The sequence below is a fragment of the Sphaerisporangium krabiense genome, assembly GCF_014200435.1.
In the GTDB taxonomy this organism is placed as follows: domain Bacteria; phylum Actinomycetota; class Actinomycetes; order Streptosporangiales; family Streptosporangiaceae; genus Sphaerisporangium; species Sphaerisporangium krabiense.
Genome location: NZ_JACHBR010000001.1, coordinates 4811986 through 4835000, shown reverse-complemented (window position 1 = coordinate 4835000; position 23015 = coordinate 4811986). Strand labels below are relative to the sequence as shown.

The 23015-nt window shown below is 70.2% G+C and carries 23 protein-coding genes, 2 tRNA genes and 1 riboswitch (1 of these 26 running past the window's edge); of the genes, 11 read left to right on the top strand and 14 right to left on the bottom strand.

What is annotated here, in order from left to right; all coding sequences use genetic code 11:
• From BJ981_RS21380 to BJ981_RS21350, 7 genes are all read right to left on the bottom strand, one after another.
• Nucleotides 1–1320: the 5' portion of a valine--tRNA ligase gene (locus BJ981_RS21380; protein WP_184613062.1), read on the bottom strand. The gene continues 1281 nt to the left of window position 1, outside the view; only the first 1320 of its 2601 coding nucleotides appear in the window; the start codon lies at nt 1318–1320; its stop codon lies off the left edge, out of view.
• Between the two features lie 242 nt (nt 1321–1562).
• Nucleotides 1563–2846: an ATP-dependent Clp protease ATP-binding subunit ClpX gene (clpX, locus tag BJ981_RS21375; RefSeq protein ID WP_184613058.1), complete on the bottom strand. Its 1284-nt coding sequence runs from the start codon at nt 2844–2846 to the stop codon at nt 1563–1565.
• A gap of 180 nt (nt 2847–3026) precedes the next feature.
• Complete coding sequence (locus BJ981_RS21370; RefSeq protein ID WP_184613057.1) at nt 3027–3671, bottom strand: ATP-dependent Clp protease proteolytic subunit; 645 nt, start codon at nt 3669–3671, stop codon at nt 3027–3029.
• Nucleotides 3672–3682: 11 nt separating this feature from the next.
• Nucleotides 3683–4327 (bottom strand): ClpP family protease, encoded by a 645-nt coding sequence (locus tag BJ981_RS21365; protein WP_184613056.1) that lies wholly within the window; start codon nt 4325–4327, stop codon nt 3683–3685.
• Nucleotides 4328–4443: 116 nt separating this feature from the next.
• The gene (locus BJ981_RS21360) at nt 4444–6018 is read right to left on the bottom strand and encodes a Na+/H+ antiporter (RefSeq protein WP_184613055.1); all 1575 of its coding nucleotides are present in this window, start codon (nt 6016–6018) and stop codon (nt 4444–4446) included.
• Nucleotides 6019–6201: 183 nt separating this feature from the next.
• Nucleotides 6202–7575, bottom strand: a complete 1374-nt coding sequence (gene tig, locus BJ981_RS21355) for a trigger factor (RefSeq protein WP_184613054.1) — start codon at nt 7573–7575, stop codon at nt 6202–6204.
• 207 nt (nt 7576–7782) lie between these two features.
• Nucleotides 7783–8652 carry a Sco1979 family transcriptional regulator gene (locus BJ981_RS21350; protein ID WP_184613053.1) on the bottom strand — a complete coding sequence of 290 codons (870 nt, stop codon included), beginning with the start codon at nt 8650–8652 and terminating at the stop codon, nt 7783–7785.
• A gap of 362 nt (nt 8653–9014) precedes the next feature.
• Here BJ981_RS21350 and BJ981_RS21345 point away from each other — a divergent pair, with 362 nt between their 5' ends.
• Nucleotides 9015–9431, top strand: a complete 417-nt coding sequence (locus tag BJ981_RS21345; RefSeq protein ID WP_239139781.1) for an ATP-binding protein — start codon at nt 9015–9017, stop codon at nt 9429–9431.
• Between the two features lie 276 nt (nt 9432–9707).
• Here BJ981_RS21345 and BJ981_RS21340 read toward each other — a convergent pair.
• Nucleotides 9708–9781 (bottom strand) — tRNA-Pro (locus tag BJ981_RS21340).
• Nucleotides 9782–9871: 90 nt separating this feature from the next.
• Here BJ981_RS21340 and BJ981_RS21335 point away from each other — a divergent pair.
• Nucleotides 9872–9942 (top strand) — tRNA-Gly (locus tag BJ981_RS21335).
• Between the two features lie 139 nt (nt 9943–10081).
• Here BJ981_RS21335 and BJ981_RS21330 read toward each other — a convergent pair.
• Entirely contained in the window at nt 10082–10738 is a 657-nt protein-coding gene (locus tag BJ981_RS21330) for a class I SAM-dependent methyltransferase family protein (RefSeq protein WP_184613051.1), read from the bottom strand.
• 213 nt (nt 10739–10951) lie between these two features.
• On the opposite strand from BJ981_RS21330, the gene BJ981_RS21325 reads away from it, so the two are divergent.
• Nucleotides 10952–12307: a dihydrolipoyl dehydrogenase family protein gene (locus BJ981_RS21325; protein ID WP_184613050.1), complete on the top strand. Its 1356-nt coding sequence runs from the start codon at nt 10952–10954 to the stop codon at nt 12305–12307.
• Between the two features lie 91 nt (nt 12308–12398).
• On the top strand, nt 12399–12989 hold the full coding sequence (locus BJ981_RS21320; RefSeq protein ID WP_239139780.1) for a TIGR03086 family metal-binding protein: 591 nt from the start codon (nt 12399–12401) through the stop codon (nt 12987–12989).
• 16 nt (nt 12990–13005) lie between these two features.
• Here BJ981_RS21320 and BJ981_RS39680 read toward each other — a convergent pair whose 3' ends face one another.
• The gene (locus BJ981_RS39680; protein WP_372437254.1) at nt 13006–13083 is read right to left on the bottom strand and encodes a 50S ribosomal protein bL37; all 78 of its coding nucleotides are present in this window, start codon (nt 13081–13083) and stop codon (nt 13006–13008) included.
• 174 nt (nt 13084–13257) lie between these two features.
• Between BJ981_RS39680 and BJ981_RS21315 the strand changes: the two genes are divergently transcribed.
• From BJ981_RS21315 to BJ981_RS21305, 3 genes are all read left to right on the top strand, one after another.
• Nucleotides 13258–14058, top strand: a complete 801-nt coding sequence (locus BJ981_RS21315) for a DeoR/GlpR family DNA-binding transcription regulator (RefSeq protein WP_184613049.1) — start codon at nt 13258–13260, stop codon at nt 14056–14058.
• Complete coding sequence (galT, locus tag BJ981_RS21310; protein ID WP_184613048.1) at nt 14055–15134, top strand: galactose-1-phosphate uridylyltransferase; 1080 nt, start codon at nt 14055–14057, stop codon at nt 15132–15134. Before BJ981_RS21315 ends, galT begins: the two co-directional genes overlap by 4 nt.
• Before the next feature lie 67 nt (nt 15135–15201).
• A riboswitch (cyclic di-AMP (ydaO/yuaA leader) is annotated at nt 15202–15338 on the top strand.
• Between the two features lie 34 nt (nt 15339–15372).
• Entirely contained in the window at nt 15373–16317 is a 945-nt protein-coding gene (locus BJ981_RS21305) for a coiled-coil domain-containing protein (RefSeq protein ID WP_184613047.1), read from the top strand.
• Nucleotides 16318–16402: 85 nt separating this feature from the next.
• On the opposite strand, the gene BJ981_RS21300 is transcribed toward BJ981_RS21305, so the two are convergent.
• Nucleotides 16403–17710: a M50 family metallopeptidase gene (locus BJ981_RS21300; RefSeq protein WP_184613046.1), complete on the bottom strand. Its 1308-nt coding sequence runs from the start codon at nt 17708–17710 to the stop codon at nt 16403–16405.
• A 249-nt stretch (nt 17711–17959) separates the two neighbouring features.
• On the opposite strand from BJ981_RS21300, the gene BJ981_RS21295 reads away from it, so the two are divergent.
• Entirely contained in the window at nt 17960–18565 is a 606-nt protein-coding gene (locus BJ981_RS21295; RefSeq protein ID WP_184613045.1) for a response regulator transcription factor, read from the top strand.
• A gap of 7 nt (nt 18566–18572) precedes the next feature.
• Here BJ981_RS21295 and BJ981_RS21290 read toward each other — a convergent pair whose 3' ends face one another.
• On the bottom strand, nt 18573–19688 hold the full coding sequence (locus tag BJ981_RS21290) for a PP2C family protein-serine/threonine phosphatase (protein WP_184613044.1): 1116 nt from the start codon (nt 19686–19688) through the stop codon (nt 18573–18575).
• Between the two features lie 119 nt (nt 19689–19807).
• Between BJ981_RS21290 and BJ981_RS21285 the strand changes: the two genes are divergently transcribed.
• A complete protein-coding gene (locus tag BJ981_RS21285; protein WP_184613043.1) occupies nt 19808–21061 on the top strand; it encodes a GNAT family N-acetyltransferase in 1254 nt (417 codons plus the stop codon).
• Between the two features lie 50 nt (nt 21062–21111).
• On the top strand, nt 21112–21309 hold the full coding sequence (locus BJ981_RS21280) for a hypothetical protein (protein ID WP_184613042.1): 198 nt from the start codon (nt 21112–21114) through the stop codon (nt 21307–21309).
• Between the two features lie 59 nt (nt 21310–21368).
• Here the strand turns inward: BJ981_RS21280 and BJ981_RS21275 are convergent, their stop codons facing one another.
• A complete protein-coding gene (locus BJ981_RS21275) occupies nt 21369–21836 on the bottom strand; it encodes a ribose-5-phosphate isomerase (protein ID WP_184613041.1) in 468 nt (155 codons plus the stop codon).
• Between the two features lie 136 nt (nt 21837–21972).
• Here BJ981_RS21275 and def point away from each other — a divergent pair, with 136 nt between their 5' ends.
• Nucleotides 21973–22461 (top strand): peptide deformylase, encoded by a 489-nt coding sequence (def, locus tag BJ981_RS21270; RefSeq protein ID WP_204070747.1) that lies wholly within the window; start codon nt 21973–21975, stop codon nt 22459–22461.
• 3 nt (nt 22462–22464) lie between these two features.
• Here def and BJ981_RS21265 read toward each other — a convergent pair whose 3' ends face one another.
• Entirely contained in the window at nt 22465–22911 is a 447-nt protein-coding gene (locus BJ981_RS21265) for a hypothetical protein (RefSeq protein WP_184613040.1), read from the bottom strand.
• Nucleotides 22912–23015 lie beyond the last annotated feature (104 nt).

The window sequence follows — 23015 nt, the reverse complement described above, 5'->3', positions numbered from 1 at the left end:
GACGTAGCCGGGCGGGGCCTGCTCGTCGGGGCCGACGCAGACGACCTCGCCCTCGGGGCCGTACCAGACGGGGATGCGGTGCCCCCACCAGAGCTGACGCGAGATGCACCAGTCGTGCATGTCGTCGACCCAGTCGAAGTAGCGCTTGGCGAGCTCGGGCGGGTGGACACGGGTGCGGCCGTCGCGCACGGCGTCGCCGGCGGCCTTCGCCAAGGGCTGGACGTTGACGAACCACTGCAGGGACAGGCGCGGCTCGACGACGGTCTTGCAGCGGGAGCAGTGGCCGACGGCGTGGAGGTATGGGCGCTTCTCGGCGACGATGCGCCCTTCCGCGCGCAGCGCGGCGACCACGGCGGGCCTGGCCTCGAAGCGGTCGAGGCCCTGGAACGGGCCGTGGGCGGTGATGACGCCGCGCTCGTCCATGACGGTGAGCGACGGCAGGCCGTGGCGGCGCCCGATCTCGAAGTCGTTGGGGTCGTGCGCGGGGGTGACCTTGACGGCTCCGGTGCCGAACGCGGGGTCGACGTGCTCGTCGGCCACGATGGGGATCAGCCGGCCGGTGAAGGGCACCTCGACCATCGTGCCGATGAGGTGGGCGTAGCGGTCGTCCGCGGGGTGCACGGCGACGGCGGTGTCGCCGAGCATGGTCTCGGCACGGGTGGTGGCGACCACGATGGACGCGTCGCCGTCGCCGTAGCGGATGGAGACGAGCTCGCCTTCGTCGTCGGAGTGGTCGACCTCGATGTCCGACAGCGCGGTCAGGCAGCGGGGGCACCAGTTGATGATGCGCTCGGCGCGGTAGATGAGGCCGTCGTCGAAGAGGCGCTTGAAGATGGTCTGGACGGCGCGGGACAGCCCCTCGTCCATGGTGAAGCGCTCGCGGGACCAGTCGACGCCGTCGCCGAGCTTGGTCATCTGGCCGAGGATGCGGCCGCCGGACTCCTCTTTCCACTGCCAGACGCGCTCGACGAACGCCTCGCGGCCGAGGTCGTGCCGGGAGAGGCCCTGTTTGGCCAGCTCGCGCTCGACGACGTTCTGCGTGGCGATGCCGGCGTGGTCCATGCCGGGGAGCCAGAGGGTCTCGAAGCCTCGCATGCGGGCCCGCCGGGTGAGGGCGTCCTGGATGGAGTGGTCGAGGGCGTGGCCGATGTGGAGGACGCCGGTGACGTTGGGCGGGGGCAGGACGATGCTGTAGGCCTCGCGCTCGCTGTCTACGTCCGCCCGGAAGTAGCCCTCGGATACCCAGCGCTCGTAGCTCCGGGTCTCGACGTCGGCGGGTGCGTATTGAGTAGGCAGCTCAGGCGTTGTCACAGTCACCAATTGTAGGGAGGCCGCCCCCTTGCCCGTGTCGCGTCCGCACAGGCCCGTAACCGGATATACGGGCGCGAGGCACAAAAACGCGCATTCGGCGGACCAATAACGCCCTGTACTACGTTACGTAACCTGTCGGGCACCCGATCGACACGTGCCGGTAAGACGGCACGGGCGCGTGCCATGACGGTGAGCGGTCGCCCCTCCGCTCACGCGTTCATGCGGCCTGGTGCGCGTGCGGGAGCCGCCGGTCAGGCGGACTTCTCCCGGGGAGCGCGCTGCTGCTTGGCATTGAGCTGGTCCCGCGGGACCAGCGTGGGGTTCACGTGCTCCAGCACGGACTCACGGGTGATGACCACCCGCGCGACGTCCTGGCGGGACGGCACCTCGTACATCACCGAGAGGAGGACCTCCTCCATGATGGCGCGCAGCCCGCGGGCGCCCGTGCCCCGCAGGATGGCCTGGTCGGCGATGGCCTCCAGGGCGTCGTCGGTGAACTCCAGCTCGACGTTGTCGAGCTCGAACAGCCGGCGGTACTGCTTGACCAGAGCGTTCCTCGGCTCGGTGAGGATCTGGATCAGCGCGTCGCGGTCGAGGTTGTGCACGCTCGTGATGATCGGCAGACGGCCGACGAACTCGGGGATCATGCCGAACTTCAGCAGGTCCTCGGGCATGACGTCCGAGAAGATGTCCGAGGCGTCGATCTCGTCCTTGGAGTGGAGGATGGCGTTGAAGCCGATCCCCTTCTTGCCGATGCGCGACTCGATGATCTTTTCAAGCCCCGCGAACGCCCCACCGCAGATGAACAGCACGTTGGTGGTGTCGATCTGGATGAACTCCTGGTGCGGGTGCTTGCGGCCGCCCTGCGGCGGGACCGAGGCGGTCGTGCCCTCGAGGATCTTCAGCAGGGCCTGTTGCACACCTTCGCCGGACACGTCGCGCGTGATCGAAGGGTTCTCGCTCTTCCGGGCTATCTTGTCGACCTCGTCGATGTAGATGATGCCCGTCTCGGCCTTCTTGACGTCGTAGTCAGCGGCCTGGATCAGTTTCAGGAGGATGTTCTCGACGTCCTCGCCGACGTAACCCGCCTCGGTGAGCGCCGTGGCGTCCGCGATGGCGAACGGCACGTTCAGCATCTTGGCGAGAGTCTGCGCGAGCAAGGTCTTGCCCGAGCCTGTCGGGCCGAGGAGAAGGATGTTGGACTTGCCCACCTCCAGACCGTCGTCTCGGCCGCGTTCGCCGGACTGCACCCGCTTGTAGTGGTTGTACACCGCCACCGAGAGGGCCTTCTTCGCCTTGTCCTGGCCGATGACATAAGCGTCCAGGAACTCGAAGATCTCTCTCGGCTTGGGGAGACTGTCCCACTTGAGCTCGGAGGACTCGGAGAGCTCCTCCTCGATGATCTCGTTGCAGAGATCGATGCACTCATCGCAGATGTAGACGCCTGGTCCGGCGATGAGCTTCTTGACTTGCTTCTGGCTCTTCCCGCAGAACGAGCACTTCAGCAGGTCTCCGCCGTCGCCGATGCGTGCCACCCCAGATACTCCTTTGCGTGGGACCGCCTGCTCCGCGATCCGAATCTTGCGGACTCGGTCCGAAAAGTCATCCCGCTCAGGTTTCGACGTTACCGTCTTCTGGGCCCTCAGTGCGCCCCCTAGCGGTGAGTCGCACCGGAACGTGCCCAATTGGGCACCGTTCCGGTGCGATCCGCGTCCTCAGGAAGCAACCGCTTGAGCGCGCTTCTTCCGTGAGGGGATGATGTCGTCGATGAGGCCGTACTCCTTGGCCTCGTCGGCGTTGAGAATCTTGTCGCGCTCGATGTCGCGGCGGACCTGCTCGGGCGACTTGCCCGAGTGGCGGGCGACGATCTCCTCCAGGAGCGAGCGCATGCGCAGGATCTCGCGGGCCTGGATCTCGATGTCGCTGCCCTGGCCCCCGCCCTCGGTGGAGGGCTGGTGGATCAGCATGCGGGCGTTCGGGAGCGCGAAGCGCTTGCCCGGCGTGCCGCCGGCGAGCAGCACGGCCGCGGCCGACGCCGCCTGGCCGAGGCAGACCGTCTGGATCTCGGGCCTGACGAACTGCATCGTGTCGTAGATCGCCGTCATGGCCGTGAACGAGCCGCCGGGCGAGTTGATGTAGATGCTGATGTCACGGTCGGGATCGAGCGACTCCAGCGTCAGGAGCTGGGCCATGACGTCGTTCGCCGACGCGTCGTCGATCTGCACTCCGAGGAAGATGATGCGGTCCTCGAAGAGCTTGTTGTAAGGGTTCATCTCCTTGACGCCGTACGTGGTGCGTTCGACGAACGAAGGGATGATGTAACGGCCGTTGATGTCTCCCGGCCGGATCAGGTCACTCACGAATTGTCCCTTCAGGAGACGGCGCCCTCAGAGGGCACCTGCCGGGCGCTGCGCACGACGTGGTCGATGAAGCCGTAGTCCTTGGCCTCTTCGGCGGTGAACCAGCGGTCCCGGTCGGAATCCTTCTCGATCTGGTCGAGCTGCTGGCCGGTGTGGTGGGCGATGCGCTCGGCCAAGGTCTTCTTGACGTAGAGCATCTGCTCCGCCTGGATCGCGATGTCCGCGGCCGTGCCGCCGATGCCGCCGGATGGCTGGTGCATCATGATGCGGGCGTGCGGAAGCGCGTAGCGCTTGCCGTGTGCCCCGGCGCACAGGAGGAACTGTCCCATCGAGGCGGCGAGTCCCATGGCCACCGTGCAGACATTGTTCGGCACATACTCCATCATGTCGTAAATCGCCATGCCGGCCGTCACCGAACCGCCTGGCGAGTTGATGTAGAGCCAGATGTCGCGATCGGCATCGTCGGCGGCCAGCAGCAGCAGCTCGGCGCAGATGCGGTTGGCGACCTCGTCGTCCACCTGGGTGCCGAGCACCACGATGCGCTCACGCAACAGACGGTTGTAAAGCTGGTCCTCCAGCCGGAACGAGCCGTTCTCACGGCCCCGGGACTCCGGCCCGAAGCTGGCGGGCTGGTATGAGGTCGGCGGGCTGGTCACAGCGTCACCTTCCGATGCGTCGTAATCGATGGGCGTTGCTTGTGACCTTAACGCGCGGCAAGCACCGGTCAGGCCCGGTCTCAACACTGTTCGCTGACGGCGCAGGTGTCGAAAGCTCACTGCGAATCCGACGCGCGGCGGCGCTCCTCCAGGTCAAGCTCGTGGATGAGGTGCCGCTGGGTGGTCGCGCTGATCTTGCCTTTGGCGTACAGCTCGTCCACTTCCTCCCGTTGCGCACGGGCGAGTTGCTTGCGCAGCCAGCGCAGGCCCGGCTCGTCGAGCCCCTTGTCCTCGTCGCCGTCGCTCTCCTCCAGGACGGCGCGGGCGCGGTCGAGGCGAAGTTCGTAAAGCTGGCGGAAAACCTCGGCGGTGTGCTCGTCGACCCGGTCGTCGGAGGCGAGGTCCTCCAGGCGCGACAGCGCGGCCTCGGCGGTGGCCCGGCGGGCGCGTGCCTCCTCGAGGACGGCCTTCTTGGATTCGCCGAGCCCGAGGCGTCGCAGCAGGGGCGCGAGCGTGGTCGCCTGTCCGAGCAGGGTCACGAGGACCACCACCGCGGCCAGGAAGATCATCAGCGGCCGGTTGGCCACGCTCAACGGGATGGACAGCGCGACCGCGAGCGTGATGGCGCCCCGCATGCCCGCCCAGCCCATCACCAGCCGCTCACGCCTGCCGACGCGGTCGAACGACAGGTGCCTGCCCGGCAGCCACCGAGCCAGCCGGAAGGCGATCATGGTCCACAGCAGACGCAGCACCACCACCGCGGCGAGGACGACCACCGCCGTCGTGGCCAGCATGCCGACCGAGTAGTTCGACACCCCGGCGATCACCTGGCGGATCTCCAGCCCGAGCAACACGAACAGGCTGGACTCCAGGAGCAGCACCAGCACCTCCCAGAAGGCGTTGCCGGTGAGCCGGGAGGCGGGCTGGAGCAGTCCGTGGGCGCGCGTGCCCAAATAGAAGCCGGTGCTGATCGTGGCGAGCACGCCGGAGAGGCCGAAGTGCTCGGCGGGCAGGTAGGCGACGAACGGCGTGATCAGCGAGAGCACGATCTGCGCGCCCGGGTCGGTGATCCGGCCGCGGAGCCTGCCGACCACCCAGCCGAGCGCGAGGCCGTACAGCACGCCGCCCGCGACGACGCGCACGAGCAGCAGGGCGCCGGCGGCGAGCGTGACGGGCTCGATGAGCGCCGTGAGGGCCAGGCCGAACAGGGTGAGCGCCACGGCGTCGTTGACGAGGCTCTCGCCCTCCAGGATCGTCACCAGGCGGCGCGGGGTGCCGAGGCGGCGCATGATCGACGTGGCCGACACCGGGTCGGTGGGGGCGACGGCGGCGCCGAGGGCGAGCGCCACGGGCCAGCCGACCTCCGGCAGGACGAGGCGTACGGCGGCCATGACCGCGAGGGCGGTGGCGCAGGTGAGGCCGAAGGCCATCACCGAGATGGGGACCGCGTCCTCCTTGGTCTCCCGGGGGGCGGTGAGGAAGGCGGCGCGGTAGACCAGCAGGGGGAGGTACAGGTTGAGGATGAACTCGGGCGGCACCACGGCCTTGGACATGGTGGGCACGAAGCTCGCCGCGACGCCGAGCAGGACGAGGGGGATCGCCGACGGTATGCCCGTCCCGCGCGCCACCGCCCGTCCGACCAGCATCATCACGGCGACCGCGACCGCCACGATGAGGTATGCCTCTATCACCGGCGCCCCCGGTAGCCCGCTCCCACAGTCGGGAGTTGCCCCGGATACCGCAACAATCACCACAAAGGTTGCACAAGGGTGCGTATGTCGCGCTAAACGCCAATGCCCTCACCGTGCACCACGGTGAGGGCATGGACGATCACACGGAGGCGCGGGCCGCGCCTCAGAGCCAGGACGCGCAGGTCACTCGGCGCCCTGAGCGGCCGGGGCGTCCTCCGCGGCCTCCTCCTCGGCGTTCAGCTCGGCGTAGATGGCCTTGAGGTCGACCTCGTTGCCGTCCTCGTCGGTCACCTTGGCGGCGTCGCCGATGACGGTCTTGGCCTTGTCACGGACGATCTCGACCATGGCCAGGGTGAGCTGGTCGTTGTCGGCGAGGTGCTGAGCGAGCGTGTTCGGGGCGACGCCGAGCTGGGCGGCGCGGCGCACCACGAAGTTGGTCAGCTCCTGCTCGCTGACGCCCAGATCCTCCTGCTTGACGATCTTGTCGAGCACGAAGCCGGTCTTGATCGCCTTGCGGGAGTTCTCGTCGAACTCGGCGAAGCGCTCTTCCTCGGTGGTCTGGTAGAGCCGGAAGAACGCCTCACGGCTCAGACCGCTCTCACCGATCTGGTGCTCCAGATTGTGCTTGCGGGCGTCCACCTCGGCGCTGAGGGCGCTGTCGGGCAGCGGGATGTCGATCTGGTCCAGCAGAGCCGTCAGAGCGTTCTCGCGGGCCTGCACGACCTGGTCGATGAGCTTGTTGCGGCGGGCCTGCTCGCGGATGCTGTCGCGCAGCTCCTGCAGGGTGTCGAACTCGCTCGCCAGACCGGCGAACTCGTCGTCGAGCTCGGGGAGGACCTTCTCCTTGACGTTCTTGACCTTGATGGTGACGTCGGCCTCCTCGCCGGCGTTCTCGCCGCCCACCAGCGTGGTGGTGAAGGTCTTCTCGTCGCCGGCGGCCATGCCGACCAGGGCGTCGTCGAGGCCCTGGAGCACCGAGCCCGCGCCGACCTCGTAGGAGACGTCGGAGGCCTGCTGCTCCTCGATGTTCTTGCCGTCGATCGTGGCGGCGAGGTCCATGACGACGTAGTCGCCGTTGCCGGCGGCGCGCTCGACGCCGGCCAGCGTGGCGAAGCGCTGACGCAGCGCGTCGACCTGCGTGTCGATGTCCTCGTCCGAGACCTCCGAGGAGGGGACGGTCACCTCGATGTCCTTGTAGTCGGGGACGTCGAAGGCGGGGCGGACGTCCACCTCGGCGGTGAACTCCACCTCCTTGCCGTCGTCGATCTTGGTGACCTCGATCTCCGGCTGGCTGACGGGGAAGACGTCGCTCTCGTCGACGGCCTTGCCGTACAGCTTCGGCAGGGCGTCGTTGAGCGTCTCCTCCAGGACCACCGCGCGGCCGAAGCGCTGCTCGATGATGCGGGCGGGAACCTTGCCGGGGCGGAAGCCGGGCACGCGCACCTGCTGCGCGACCTTCTTGTACGCCGCCTGCATGCTCGTCTCGAGCTCCTCGAACGGCACCTCGACGGTGAGCTTCACCCGGGTGGGGCTGAGCTCCTCGACAGCGGTCTTCACGGGGTGGTCTCCTTGATCAAGCTTCTGGTGATCGCGGGCGCGTCATGCCGTACGGCCACCGCGACACGATCGCGCGCCGCGCCCACTTGGGCGGCTCAGTGCACAGCCAGCGGGCACGCCCGGCTCGGGCGTGCTCAACTGTGGCGGGTGTCCAGCGCCGCATGCCAGTCTAGGGCAGACGGGCACCTCCGGCGTCATCGACAGGCGTCACATTCGGTCAGAGATGATCTTCTGCAAGATATCGACGGTGGCCTCGGGGGTGGTGCTGACGGCGCACAGCCGCTCCATCACCTCGCTGTAACGGTCCACTTCCTCGCGTTTGTCGAGGTAGAGCGCGCTCGCGAGTTGCTCGACGTACACCACGTCCGGCAGGTCGTTGTCGTGGAAGCGCAGGATGCTGAAGGCGCCGCCCTCGGCGCTGTGACCGCCGAAGCTGAACGGCATGACCTGGATGGTGATCTTCGGCTGGCGCATGAGTTCGAGCAGATGCTCCAGCTGGCCGCGCATCACGTCGGTCCCCCCGATGGGACGCCGCAGCGCGGCCTCGTCGATGACGGCCCAGAAGATGGGGCCGTCGTCGCGGTCGAGGACGCGCTGGCGCTCCATGCGCAGGTCGACGCGACGCGAGATCTCGGCGGGGCCGATGCCCGCGGCGCCCGCGGTGATGACGGCGCGGGCGTACTCCTTGGTCTGCAGCAGGCCCGGGATGAACTGCACCTCGTAGGTGCGGATGCGGGCCGCCGCCTCCTCAAGGCCGACGTACGCCTGGAACCACGAGGGGAGGAGGTCGTTGAAGCGGTGCCACCAGCCGGGTTCGTTGGCCCTCTCCAGCAGGTTCATGACGGCGGTGCGCGCCTCGCCCTCGGCGACCCCGTAGTAGGCCAGCAGATCGGCGACGTCGCGCTCCTTGAACCCGACCCGGCCGAGCTCCATCCTGCTGATCTTGGACTCGGAGCCGCGGATCACGTGGCCGGCGTCCTCGCGTGTGATGCCCTTCTCCTCGCGCAGGCGGCGCAGCTGGGTGCCGAGAAGAATGCGGAGGGCCGTCGGACCGGAGCCAGGCTGGTACTGAGTCATTCGGCCTCCTTCTCTTCTAGGGTCTACGCGGCCAGCCAACACAGTGTCACCACTTCCGGCCCGCGTGACAAGGTCTGGTGCGCGCGCCCTTCCGACGGCCGGGTGACCGGTGCTCACGGAGCGCGAACGGTGCGGCTCTTGCGTTTGCACGACGCAGCTGCACGTGCATTTGGGTCTTGCATGAGCCGCAATACTGACCCATGATGGCCTAGTGCATATTGGGCTAAAGGTGCACTAACTCGTAAAGAGACGACAGGGCGCGGAGACTCACAATGACGGCGGGAGGTATCAGCGGGATGCTGGAGCCGGTATCCGCAGCCCGATGTCTCGAACCGACCGGTGACGTGGGTTTCCAGCGGCTCATGCGCTCCGCGCTCCGCCGCGACACCGCCACCTGCCCGCTGCGGCCCCAGGCCGATTCCGTGAAAACGGCCCGCGACGTCACGAGGACCACCCTCGGCCGCTGGGGACTGGCCCCGCTCTGCGACGACGCGGTCCTCGTCGTATCCGAGCTGGTCACCAACGCCGTGCGCTACGGCATCTGCGGGCCGCGACGCCTGGACGCCCAGCCGATCACGCTGATCCTGCTGCGCCTCTCGCCGCACGTGCTGCTCGCCGTCTCCGACCCCAGCGACGAGATCCCGACGCCCAAGGAGCCGGATTTCATCTCCGAGCACGGGCGCGGGCTGCACATCGTGGAGACCTACAGCACGCGCTGGGGATGGGACGCCCTGGACGAGGGCGGCAAGGCCGTCTGGGCGCTTTTCGGCTCCGCTTGACCCCCGTCTGGAACGCCACGAAAACGTCCTTGGGCCTACGTCGAAATTTCGGCCCGGTTACGCGCTGATGTCGAGCCGGAGACGTCTGCACAGGCGCTCACGGTGCGCACCCGCCCAAACGGCGATCTCACCTTTTGAATAGGTGTCGCGCGACGGACGCCGCATCGAACGGGCCGGCCGTCCGGCCGGGGACCCGCCGCCCTGCCGCCCCGGACGACCGCCACGACGTCCACCGGGCCGCTCCCCCGCCGCCGCGGGCGAGCCTGGGCTCGTGTGTCGGGGTGACCGGATTTGAACCGATGATCTCCTGCACCCAAAGCAGGCGCGCTACCAAGCTGCGCTACACCCCGGAACGCCTGGCCGCTCGCGCACTCGGAAACTCCGGTACGCTTACGTCCTGACGACCGGATGAAGTCTAGACCAGACGGCGACCGGCTCGCGCGGACGTAGCTCAATGGTAGAGCCCCAGTCTTCCAAACTGGCTACGCGGGTTCGATTCCCGTCGTCCGCTCTCACCACGAAGGCCCAGGCAGAGGATACGATCCCGACCTGGGCCTCACGTCATTCACGGCCGGATTTTGATGTCGTGCCCGTTACGTGCCCGTTCCCTATTTCGTGACCCGCGCGGCACCACGACCTCGAGGGACGCCTCAAGCGTCGCCGTCTTCGGCTTCCAGGACGTCGGAGCCGACGAAGGTGAACATGCGCCGTCCCGGCAGCAGAGGCTGCGGTCGGCCTGCGTAGCGATGCACGCCGACCCCGAAGCCGGCGTCCGGTTCCGACAGCCACTCGCGATCGAACCCGCGATCCTCGAACCAACGGCAGATCAACGGCACCCGGTCGGGTTTCACGCGATGCCGAGTCCAGATCACCACACCGCCGGTCTTGCACAATTGGCGGCAGGTGTCGACGGTGCGCTCGATGCCCTCGTCGGTGATGTTGCCGAACAAGCCGCAGATGAGCACGACGTCTGCCGGCACCACGTCCCGGTAATGGTCGGTGAGCGCGGCATCGGCTGTGATCACCTCGACCTGGGAGAGCCCCGCGACCCTCACCGCCTCTTCGGCGATCGCGGTGTTGCCCGGGTCCAGTTCGACCAGCCGCGCGTGGACGTCGTCGCGGCGTGGATGATCCGCCAACACTCCCAGCACGTCACGCCCTTGACCAGAACACAAGCTCACGACCCGCAGGGGGCCGGGAGGGCATCGGTCGAGCGCCAGCCGGGTCCTTTCCTGGACGACCCGCAAGCGACGCGCCAACGGCGAATCGGGTACGTCGTAACCATCGTGCCAGGTCCGCCAGTCCATGACCGCACACTACAAGGGGAACGATCAAGCGCCCATACCCTTGTCGCCTCCGGCGGGGGGCTCACCTCCGCGGAATTACTGGGGGCAGGGAGGATATCCAGGGCGTTGTTGGAAAGGCGCGGTCGCCGGGGGACGCGTCAGGGAATTACGACTATTCGGACATGTTTTGACGTGTCGGCGTTCGCTGGATATCGGGTGGGGCAGAGGAACGCCATGGGTGTGCAAGCGGAAGAGTTCGACGTCATCGTGCTGGGGCTGGGACCTGGGGGTGAGGAGGTCGCGGGGCGGCTCGCCGAGGCGGGGCTCGCCGTGGCCGGGGTCGAGGCGCGGCTCGTGGGCGGCGAATGCCCGTACTGGGGGTGCGTGCCGTCCAAGATGATGATCCGCGCCGCCGACCTGCTCGCCGAGGCCCGCCGGATCCGCGGGACCGCCGGACGGGCCGCCGTGATCCCCGACTGGACGCCCGTGGCGCGCCGCGTCCGCGAGGAGGCGACCGACGGCTGGGACGACACGACCGCCGCCGCCCGTTTCACGGGCAAGGGCGGCACCCTGGTGCGCGGCCACGGCAGGCTGACCGGGCCGCGGGAGGTCCTGGTGGACGGCGCCCGCCTGCTGCGCGCCCGCAGGGGCGTCGTCGTCGCGACCGGCTCACAGGCCGCCGTGCCGCCGATCCCGGGGCTGGCCGGCACCCCGTACTGGACCAACCATCAGGCCGTCGAGGCCACGGAGGTGCCCGAGTCCCTGGTCGTGCTCGGCGGGGGCGCGGTCGGTCTCGAACTGGCGCAGGTGTTCCGCCGTTTCGGCGCCGAGGTCACCGTCGTCGAGGCGGCCGACCGGCTGCTCCCCCAGGAGGAGCCGGAGGCGGGCGACCTGCTCGCGAAGGTGTTCGCCGGCGAGGGCGTCACCGTGCGCACCGGGACCGAGATCTCCCGCGTCGACCACCACGGCGCGGCCTTCACCGTGATGACCGACACCGGCAGCCACCGCGCCGAGCGGCTGCTGGTGGCCACGGGACGCCGCTCGGACCTGGCCGCGCTCGGCGCCGGGGCGGCGGGGCTGGACGAGTCGGCCCCCGCACTCGCCGTGGACGGCCACATGCGGGCGGCCGACGGCGTCTGGGCGGTCGGGGACGTGACCGGCAAGGGACCTTTCACCCATATAGCGATGTACCAGGCAAGGATCGCGCTCGCCGACATCCTCGGCAAGCCGGGGCCTCCGGCGGAGTATCACGCCGTGCCCCGCGTGACCTTCACCGATCCCGAGGTCGGCTCGGTGGGGCCGACCGAGCGGGAGTCCCGGGAGAAGGGGCTGGACGTGCGCGTCTCGACGGTCCCGCTAGAGTCCTCCGCGCGGGGGTGGATCGCGGGCGCCGAGGGATTCGTGAAGCTCGTGGCGGACGGCAACGTGCTGGCGGGCGCGACGGTGGCGGGGCCGTCCGGCGGCGAGGTGCTCGCCCTGCTCACCCTCGCCGTCCACGAACGGATCCCGGTCGAGCGGCTCCGGAGCATGATCTACGCCTACCCCACCTTCCACCGCGCCGTCGAGGACGCCCTCGCCGGGCTCGGCTGAGCCACCGCGCCCGTGCCGCCCCTGGTGACCCCCGCCCCCTGACGAGATCTTGCCCGCCGGGTTAACGTCAGGGCGAGGACGCGGGAGGGGCATGATGACGATGGACATCCGCGAGGCGTACCGCCGGGCTCTGCACCACTTCGGCGGGTACGTGCACCGGGTCAGAGCCGACCAGTGGCGGCTTCCCACGGCGTGCGGGGACTGGGACGTGCGCACGCTGGTCGAGCATCTGGTGGGCGAGAGCTTATGCGCTCCGGAGCTCTTCTCCGGCCGGTCGGCGGCCGAGGTGCAGGACCTGCTGGAGGGGGACCTGCTCGGCGACGACCCGGTGAAGGCGTTCGACGTCGCCGCGGCGGCGGCCGTGCGCGCCACGGAGCCGGCGGACGTGCTCGCGAGGACGGTGCGCCTGTCGTTCGGCGACGTCCCCGGCGAGGAGTACATCACCGAGTTGTTCGCCGACACGCTGATCCACACCTGGGACCTGGCGACGGCCATCGGCGCCGGCGATCGCCTGGATCCCGAGCTGGTCGAGGTCTGCGCGGCGTGGTTCGCGGGGGCGGAGGACGCCTACCGGCAGGCGGGCGTGATAGGAGATCGCCCGCCGTTGCCGGAGGACGCCGACGCGCAGACGCGCCTGCTCGCCGCCTGGGGGCGGGGCGCCCGCCCGCCGGAGACCCCCTAGACCGCGGCCGCGCGTCTCAGCGTGACGCGGGGCGCCTGCCGTGGTTGGCCTTCTTCTTCTTGCGTGCCCGGCTCTTGCGCGCGCGTCTGGCCATCTCGGCGTCCCTTCGCGTTCGTCCCGTGCTCCCACCCTCGCCCGGTGAACGGGGGGCGTACAAGGCCCAAACGTCAAAGGAACCGCGGGCGCGGCGACACGAGCCCACCATGTTCCAACAGTGGTGCGGTGGTATGTGTAATAATTTGGTGGAATGTGTGGAAAGGGGTGGGGGATGCTGGCCCAGCAGCGGCAGCAGGCGATCCTGGAGCGGGTGCGCAGGAACGGCGCGGCGCGCGTCGCCGACCTCGTGCGCGAGCTCGGCGTCTCGGACATGACGATCCGCAGGGACCTGGAGGTGCTCGCCGAGCGGGGGCTCGTCGAGAAGGTGCACGGCGGCGCCACGGCCACCGGCGCCGGCTCCACCGAGGAGCCCGGGTTCGCCGCCAAGTCCGTGCGCCAGCAGGCCGAGAAGGAGGCCATCGCGCGCAGCGCCGCCGAGCTGGTGCGCCCCGGCACCGCCGTCGCGCTGTCGGCGGGCACGACGACCTGGACGCTCGCCCACTTCCTGACCGACGTCCCCGAGCTGACCGTCATCACCAACTCCCTGCAGGTGGCCGACGTCTTCCACCGCTCGGGCAGGCAGGACCAGACCGTGGTGCTCACCGGCGGGGTGCGCACGCCCTCGGACGCGCTCGTCGGCCCGGTCGCGGTGGCCGCCATCCGCGAGCTGAACGTCGACACGCTCATGCTCGGTGTGCACGGCATGAACCTCAGGGCGGGCTTCACCACGCCGAACCTGCTGGAGGCCGAGACCAACAGAGAGCTGGTCGCCGCCGCGCAGCAACTCGTCGTGCTGGCCGACCACACCAAGTGGGGCACGGTCGGCATCAGCACGATCGCCAAACTGGAGGAGGCGCACGTGCTGATCAGCGACACGGGCCTGCCGGAGGACGCGCGTCCCCTCCTCGCCGACCAGGTGGGCGCGCTGGTGCTCGCCGACCCACGCGAGGCGGCCGAGGCGGCGGCCCAGTGAGGCGCACGACCACCCGCCTCGCGGACGGCAGGGAGCTGATCTACTTCGACCGGCGCGAGGACGCCGACCGCTCCGCGGCCGACACCCGCGAGCTGCCGCCGCGCCCCCCGGCCTCGGAGCTGCGGCACGACCCCGTCCTGGACGAGTGGGTCGCCGTCGCCGGGCACCGCCAGGGCCGCACGTTCCTGCCGCCCGCCGACCAGTGCCCGCTGTGCCCCTCCGCGCCCGGCCGGGCGACCGAGATCCCGTCCCCGGACTACGACGTCGCCGTCTTCGAGAACCGCTTCCCGTCCTTCGGCGGGCACGCGGGCGCGCATGAGGATCCGGGCGGGCTGAGCGAGGCGCGGGCGGGCGCCGGGCGGTGCGAGGTGGTGTGCTTCACCTCCGCGCACGACTCCTCCTTCGCCGCCCTCTCCCCCGACCAGGTCGAGCTCGTGCTCGCGGCGTGGGCGGACCGCACCGCCGAGCTGTCGCGGCTGCCGGGCGTGGAGCAGGTGTTCTGCTTCGAGAACCGCGGCGCGGAGATCGGCATCACGCTCGCCCACCCGCACGGGCAGATCTACGCCTACCCGTACGTGACCCCGCGGACCCGGCGCATGCTGGCCTCGGCGGCGCGCCACCGGGAGCGCACGGGCGGCGACCTGTTCGCCGACGTGCTCGCCGCCGAGCGCAAGGCCGGGGTGCGCGTGGTGGCCGAGAACGAGCACTGGACGGCGTTCGTCCCCGCCGCGGCGCGCTGGCCGTTCGAGGTGCACGTCTACCCCAACCGGCGGGTGCCGGACCTGACGGCGCTGGACGCCGGCGAGCGGGCGTCGTTCGGCCCGCTGTACACCGGGGTGCTGCGGCGGCTGGACGGCCTGTTCGGCGTGGCGATGCCGTACGTCGCCGCCTGGCACCAGGCGCCGGTGCGCCAGGGGCGCGACCTGGCCTACCTGCATCTCCAGCTCTTCAGCATCCGCAGGGCGGCGGAGAAGCTGAAGTACCTGGCCGGGTCGGAGTCGGCGATGGGCGCGTTCGTGAACGACGTGCTCCCGGAGGAGGCCGCCCGGCAACTTCGGACATCAGGTGATTTTTAGCGACATTTCGCCCCAAACTCCCCGCAGGCCGCGGTCAGGTACTAACATCCATCCAACACCGGCCGAAACAGCCGGTACGCCAAATCCCAGGCGCCCCGCCTGGGAACCGGGGACCCACAGGTTCTTGGGGTGAATCCACGTCCGTGGTAGGGCTTCTCCGGCCCGAACCCGTCAGCTAACCCGGTCGGCAGATGGAGAGGAGAGGGCTCTGCCCCCGACGACACGCCGCCATGCCGGCGTGGCCGCAGCCGTGCTGGCCACGTTCACCACCGCCGGGCTCCTGCTCGGCACGGCGACGGCGGGCGCCGCGCCGAAGCCGTCCGAGAAGCAGCTCAAGGCGCAACTGGAGTCGCTCGGCAAGCAGGTCGACAAGCTGATCGGGCAGTACAACGCCAAGCGCGTCGCGGCGGCCGAGGCCAAGACCGCGGAGAAGGCCGCGCGCTCGCGCCTGAAGGCCTCCGAGAAGGGCTTGCAGGCCGCGCAGGCGCAGGTGGGCGACCTGGCCCAGCTCCAGTACCAGGCGGGCAACCTCGGCATGGCCGGCCAGCTCCTGTCCCCCGGCTACGGCGGCGCCGCGCTGCTGACCCAGCTGCGCGACGAGCAGGAGGCGAAGATCGCCAGGTTCGCCGCCGTGCGGGACGAGCGCAAGAAGGCCTCCGACGACGCCGCCCTGCTCACCGAACGGCTCCGCGCCGACATGGCCGAGGTGAAGGACCGGCGCGAGGAGGCCGAGAAGCTGATCGACCAGATCACCGACAAGCTCGACACGCTCGTGCCGACCGCGCCCGGCAAGAGGGCCAACGGGTCGTGGGCGCCGGAGCTGCCCGCGGGGGGCGACAACATCACCCCGCGCATGCGGCTGATCCGCGCCGAGATCAAGGACCACTTCGCCATGCGGTTCCCGATCGGCTGCTACCGCGCCGAGAACTCCGGCGAGCACCCCCTCGGCCGGGCCTGCGACTTCATGCTCAGCTCCGGCGGCGCGATGCCGTCCGCCCCCCAGGTCGCGCTCGGCGAGCAGGTCGCCGCCTGGGCGATCAAGAACGGCGGCAAGCTGGGCGTCAAGTACGTGATCTACCGGCAGCGCATCTACAACATGGGCTTCCCCGGCTGGCGCGCGATGGAGAACCGCGGCGGCATCACGGCCAACCACTTCGACCACGTGCACATCTCGATGTACTGAGCCCCGCCCGCGACGCGCGGGCAGGGCCGTCTCACCTCGGGTGGGCGCCGGCCCTCCGCTCCTGCCGGAGCCGGGGCCCGCAGGCTCAGCCGGTGAGGCGGATCGGGGCGACGATGTCGGCGTAGACCAGCAGTCCGCCGACGACGAGCAGGATCGCGACCATCGCGTAGGTCAGGGGTAGGGCCTTGGCGATGTCCACGTGTCCAGGCATCGAGCGGCGCCGCACGCGGGCGTACCCGCGCTTGAGGCCCTCCCAGACCGCGCCCGCGATCTGGCCGCCGTCCAGGGGCAGCAGCGGGATGAGGTTGAACATGCCGATCGCCAGGTTCACGCCCGCGAGGAGCTGGATGAACGCCACGATCTTGCCTTCCATGGGCAGCGCGGACGCGGCGATCTCGCCGCCGATGCGGCCCGCGCCGACGATGCTCTGCGGGCTGTCGAGCTGGCGCTCGGCCCCGCCGAAGGCGGCCTGCCACACGCCGACCAGGCGTTGCGGGAACTGCGACAGCGCGTGGGCCGTGCGGGAGGTGATGTTCCACATGGCGCCGACGGTGTAGCCGAGGCCCTGCTTCTCGACCACGCTGACCGGGGTGACGCCCAGGAAGCCGACGCCCTTGTCGACCTTGCCCGGCTCCTCGACGGAGGGGCGGTCCTGGGCGATGAGGCTGGTGGTGAGCGTCATCGGCGCGCCGTCGCGGCGGATGCCGATGGTGACGGGGCCCGCGCCGTGCGACCGGATGTAGCCGGTCGCGTCCTCCCACGTGCGCACCGGCTTGCCGTCGAAGGAGACGATGGCGTCGTTGGGGCGGAGCCCGGCGAGCGCGGCGGGGGTGGGCTTGAAGGTGGAGTCGCACTTCTGGCCCTTGGACTCCTGCGCGACGGTCATGACGCACTGCGACACCTTGGCCACCACGGGCTTGGCGACCTCGACGCCGAAGCCCATGAACACCACCGCGAACAGGGCGAACGCGAGGAGGAAGTTCATGAGCGGCCCGCCGAGGAAGATGATGAACCTCTGCCACCACGGCTTGCGGTACAGCACGCGGTTCTCGTCGCCGGGCCGGACCTCCTCCAGGGACGCCTGCCTGGCGGTCTCGATGAGCCCCTGCCACGGGCCGGTGGGCAGGTTGCGCAGTTTGTTCGGATCGTCGGTGGGCCGGGGAGGAAGGGGGCCGATCATGCGGATGTAACCGCCGAAGGGAATCCACTTGAGGCCGTATTCGGTTTCGCCGCGCCGCCGGGACCAGACCGTGGGCCCGAAACCGACCATGTACTGCGTGACCTTCACCCCGAAGAGCTTGGCGGGAACGAGGTGCCCGAGCTCGTGCAGGGCAATGGACAAGGCCATCCCGAGGAAGAAGATGAGAAACCCGGCCACGATGAGCCAGCTCATAGACCCTACCCCCACCTGCGGAGAAGACGGCTTCGGCGTGCAATGCCCTCTCTGAGCCTAACCGAACTCCGCGCGGGCTCCCGCCGGGCCGGGAAAAGGGCATCAACGACCAAGCGTAGGAGTGACTTGCGCGGCGTGGACCGAATCGAGAGACTGCATTGACGGTCAGCAATCATCTAGACACCGTGGGATATGGACCGGCAAAGCGACATATGCCGGGTCTGTTCCAAAGCCACTCAAGGGAGCACCTTGATACGGATCCTGGTCGCCGAACATCTCCCGCTGGTACGGCGGGGCCTGGTTGCTTCCCTGAACGGGGAGAAGGACCTCATGGTGATCGCCGATGTCGCCTCCGGTGAGTACATCGTCCCAGCGGCGCTGGAACTCAACCCGGACGCGGCGGTCATCGACGTGGACCTTCCCGACGTGGACGGCCTCACCGCCGCCGCGCGCCTGTACGAGAAGGCCCCGCGGTGCAGGGTGCTGCTCCTGTCAGGCCAGCCGAACCCGGGGCAGGTCCGGCGCGCCTTCGCCGCCCACGCGCTCGGCTTCCTGAGCATCGACGTGGCGCCCGAGCACCTCGCGGAGGGCATACGCCGCGTCGCCGCCGGGCGCAAGGCCGTCGACGCCGACCTGGCCATCGCCGCGCTGGCCTCCGCCGACAACCCCTTGACGCCCCGCGAGCTCGACGTGCTGCGCATCGCGGCGCAGGGGGCGGCGTCCAAGGAGATCGCGGAGAAGCTGTACTTATCCGTGGGAACGGTCCGCAACCACCTGTCCCGAATCATCTGCAAGACGGGGGCGCGCAACCGCGTCGACGCGGTGCGGATCGCCGTGGAGGCCGGCTGGCTGTGAGCCCGGCTCAGGGGCGCCAGATGAGGATCAGCGCGCAGTCGTCGTTGTGGCCCGCCGACATGGAGTTGACCAGGGGCCGCGCGCCGTCGTAGAAGCCCGACGGCACCAGGCGCTCGGCCTCGCCGAGCAGGCGGTCGAGGCCGGAGTCGATGTCGCGCCCGGGCTGCTCGATGAGCCCGTCGGTGTAGAGCATGAGCGCGTCGCCCTTGTGGAGCACGCCGTTGTCGGGCTCGCAGTGCAGGTCGGGGACGACGCCGAGCACGACCCCCTTGGCGGCCGAGACCTGCCAGGTGCCCGTGCCCGCGTCGAACTTGACCACGGGAGGGTGACCGGCCGAGGTGATCTCGTAGGCCCCGGTGGACAGGTCCAGCCGGAGGTGGACGGCCGTGACGAACCCCTCCCCCTCGGGCTGGCGGTGGAGGTAGGCGTTGCAGGCGGGAAGGAACGACTCCACCGAGCCGAGCAGCCCGCCGAAGGTGCCCGAGAGCATGAGGGCGCGCGTGCCGGCGTCCACGCCCTTGCCCGAGACGTCGACGAGCGCGACCTCCAGGATGTCGTCGTGGCGCGTGGAGACCAGGAAGTCGCCGCCGAAGGAGGAGCCGCCCGCCTGCTTGAGCACGACGCGCTGGCCCCAGTCCTTGGAGAGCGCGGGCAGGTCGCCCTGCCTCTTGAGCCGGTCGCGCAGCTCCAGCAGCATGGCGTCTCCGCGCAGCCCCTGGACGCCGAGCTTGCCGCGCGTGCGCGCCATCAGGAACGCGAGCACGCTGGTGAAGCCGATGGTGACGAGCAGGCCGAGGCTGACCGAGCGCGGCCCGAGCGCGACGCCGATGTAGGTCAGGGCGACGCCGACCGCGCCGATGAGGACGACCAGGCTGCGCAACCGGAGCTGGAGCCCCCCGACGAGGGTGACCAGGACGAGGAGGCTGGGCGAGAACAGCTCGCTGGAGACCCGGGCGGCGAGCGCGCCGAGGAGCAGCGTGAGGACGCTCAGGGTGATGAGAAGGTTCCGGTCACGCGCCAGCGGCCCCCTGCGGAGGAATCGCACGATCCGCACGAGGAACGGGACCCGTACCAAGATCGCGCGGAGCCGCGGGGGGATCAGCGGCGCCGGACGGGAACTCATGATGGGCTCGACTCTATCCGCAAGCAGGCCCTTTGGGCAGCCGACTTGACCAAGACCTTGATCATTAAACGGGGATATTAGGTGGCCGATCCGGTTTGCCCGGTCCTAACGTTAATCGGATGAACACCGAACCAAATCCCCGGCCGGAACCGGTCATCCGCCCCATCCAAGAGTCGGAATGGGACCGCTGGATCGAGGTGGACGAGGAGGCCTTCGGGGCCGACTTCGGCCCCGCCAGAAGGGACCGGTTCAAGGCCGTGACGGAGTTCGAGCGCTCGCTCGGCGCCTTCGACGGCGACCGGCTGGTGGGCACGGCGGGGGGCCTGAGCTTCACGATGACGCTGCCCGGCGGCCCCCGCCCGGTGTGCGGGGTGACGGCGGTATGCGTACTGCCCTCCCACCGGCGTCAGGGGATCCTCAGCCGGCTCATGCGACGCCAGCTCACCGACCTGCACGAGGGGGGCGAGCCGGTCGCGCTGCTGTACGCCGCCGAGGCGGCCATCTACGGCAGGTTCGGCTACGGCAGGGCCGCCGACAGCCTGTTCTTCCACATCCCGCGGCGCGGCTCGGAGTTCGCGCCGCACGCCCCGAATGATCCCGGGCTGCGGTTGCGCGTCGTACGCCCGGCCGAGGCGCGCGCCGACCTCGAGAAGGTGTTCGAGGCCGTGATGCCGAGCCGTCCCGGCCTGTACGCCCGGGGCCCGGCGATGTGGGACGCGGTGCTGGCCGACGACGAGGAGGCCCGCAGGGGCAGGAACTCGCTGCGCTGCGTGGTGGCCGAGGACGACGCCGGGCCGCGCGGCTACGCCCTGTTCCGCATCAAGCCGAGCTTCACCGAGCACGACGTGCCCGACGGCGAGGTGCAGGTGGACGACCTGTTCGGTGTGGACCCGGCGGCGTACGCGCTGCTGTGGCGGCACGTGCTGGACCGCGACCTGTGCTCCAGGGTCTTCGCGCGCAACCGGCCCGTGGACGACCCGATCATCCACCTGCTCGCCGAACCCCGCGCGCTGAACGCCGGATGGCTGGACGAGCTGTGGGCGCGCGTGGTGGACGTCGGGCGGGCGATGCCGTACCGGGCCTACTCCGCGCCCGTGGACGTCGTCATCGACGTCGCCGACCCGGTCTGCCCGTGGAACGCCGGGCGCTGGCGGCTGTCGGCCGACACCACCGGCGCCACGTGCGAGAGGACCGGCGACCCCGCCGACGTCGAGCTGCCCGTGGACGTGCTCGGGGCCGCCTACCTGGGCGGGCGCGCGCTCGGCGCCTTCCTGTCCGCGGGTGTCGTCCGCGAGGTCCGCCCGGGGGCCGTCCGCGCGCTGTCGGCGGCGATGCAGTGGGAGACCCGCCCCTGGGGAGGGCTCATCTTCTGAGCCCCCGCCGCTACCCGGGCCGATCCAGTACGGAGGCATACGATCTGGACATGGCACTCCAGAGCTTGCAGATCACCCCGATCACGGCGATGCGGGCACGTGACGTGTCGCGTCCCTCCGACGAGCAGCAGGACGCCGCCGACCGCCGGCCGCTGCGGGACGAGGCCGCGCGCAAGGCGGACGTCCAGAAGAGGGGCGAGCGCGGCGCCGAGCCCGCGCGCAGGGCCGAGGGCCGCCGCCGCGGCTGAACACGCCTGAGGGCGCCCCGCGGACCGCGAGGCGCCCTCGGTAGCAGGCGGGGACCGCTCTAGGGGAGCGGCGGAATCGTGCCGGTGGCCTCGTAGGCGGCGATCTGGGCGATGCGCCGCCGGTGGCGCTCGTCGCCGGAGAACGGGGTGTCCAGGAAGACCTGCACGAACCGCGCGGCCTCCTCCGCGGAGTGCATGCGCGCGCCCAGGCTGATGACGTTCGCGTCGTTGTGGCGGCGGGCGAGCTCGGCGGTCTCGGCGCTCCAGGCCAGGGCCGCCCGGATGCCGCGCACCTTGTTCGCCGCGATCTGCTCGCCGTTGCCGGAGCCGCCGATCACCACGCCGAGGCTGCCCTCGTCGCTGGAGACCGCCTCGGCGGCGCGGAGGATGAAGATCGGATAGTCGTCCTCGGCGTCGTAGACGAAGGGGCCTTCGTCTACGACCTCGTGGCCACGCTCCTTCAGTGTCGAGACCAGATGGTTCTTGAGTTCATAGCCGGCGTGGTCGGCGGCGATGTAGACGCGCACGGGCCCATTCTCGCATCCTCGCCGCGGAACGAGCCGCCGGGCCGCGCCGTCCCGCTTCGGCGCGGGGCCCTGGACCGGCGCTTATTCCGATACAGTAAGAGCCACTAGGCTGGTTGACCTCTTACAGGAGATCTTCATGCGCGAGATCCGCGTGATCGGCGACCCCGTCCTGCGCACCCCCGCCGAGCCGGTCACGGAGTTCGACAGAGATCTTCGCAGGCTCGTCGACGAGATGATGGAGGCCATGTACGCCGCCGACGGCGTCGGGCTCGCCGCGCCGCAGATCGGCGTGTCCCGGCGGCTCTTCGTCTACGACGCCGCCGGGCGCAAGGGGCACGTGATCAACCCCGAGCTGACCGTCGACGACGCCGAGGAGGTGCTGGACGAGGAGGGGTGCCTATCGGTGCCCGGCCGCGCGACCGGCAAGCCCCTCTACGCGCGCACGCCGCGCGCCGCGGGCGTGACCGTCACCGGGTACGACCGGCTCGGGCGGCCGCTGCGGGTGAAGGCGCGCGGCCTGCTGGCCCGCTGCTTCCAGCACGAGTTCGACCACCTCGAAGGCGTCCTGTACGTCGACCGCCTGACCAAGGACGCGGCGCGCAAGATCCTGCTGCAGGCGCCCTGACGCTCAGGAGTCCACCGCCGGCGCGGGCCGGCGGCGGCGCGGGCGCAGCAGGGGCCACGCCATGAGGGCCAGGCCGGCGAGCAGCATCGCCGCGACGACCACCCACTCGTTGGAGCCCCCGGGGCCGTACACGTGGCCGCGCCTGCCGGTGTCGAACGCGGGCGAGGATGCCCCGGCCGTGAAGGTGTCCCGCTCGGCGCCGTAGAACGCGACGTCCTCCCGCAGGGTCCCGCCGCCGGCGGGCCGGAAGGCGCCGAGCCAGGCGCACTGCTCGTGGCCCGGGTGCTGGACGCACTCCAGCCGGCGCGCGGTGAAGGTGCCGTGCGTGCCGTCGCCGCGCAGCGCCGCGAGCGCGGGGCCCGCGCTCTGCAGGGCGAGCACCACCAGCAGCAGGCCGCCCAGCGCCAGCGCGACCTCGAACGCGCCCGCCCGCCGCCCGCCCCGCTCCATGGCACCGCCCTTCCCTGTCGCCCGCCCGGCCGGCTCGTATCCCTGATCGGAACCGCCGTCCGCGGGCTCTGTTGCGGAGTCGACCATGGGCGCCGGAGCGCCGC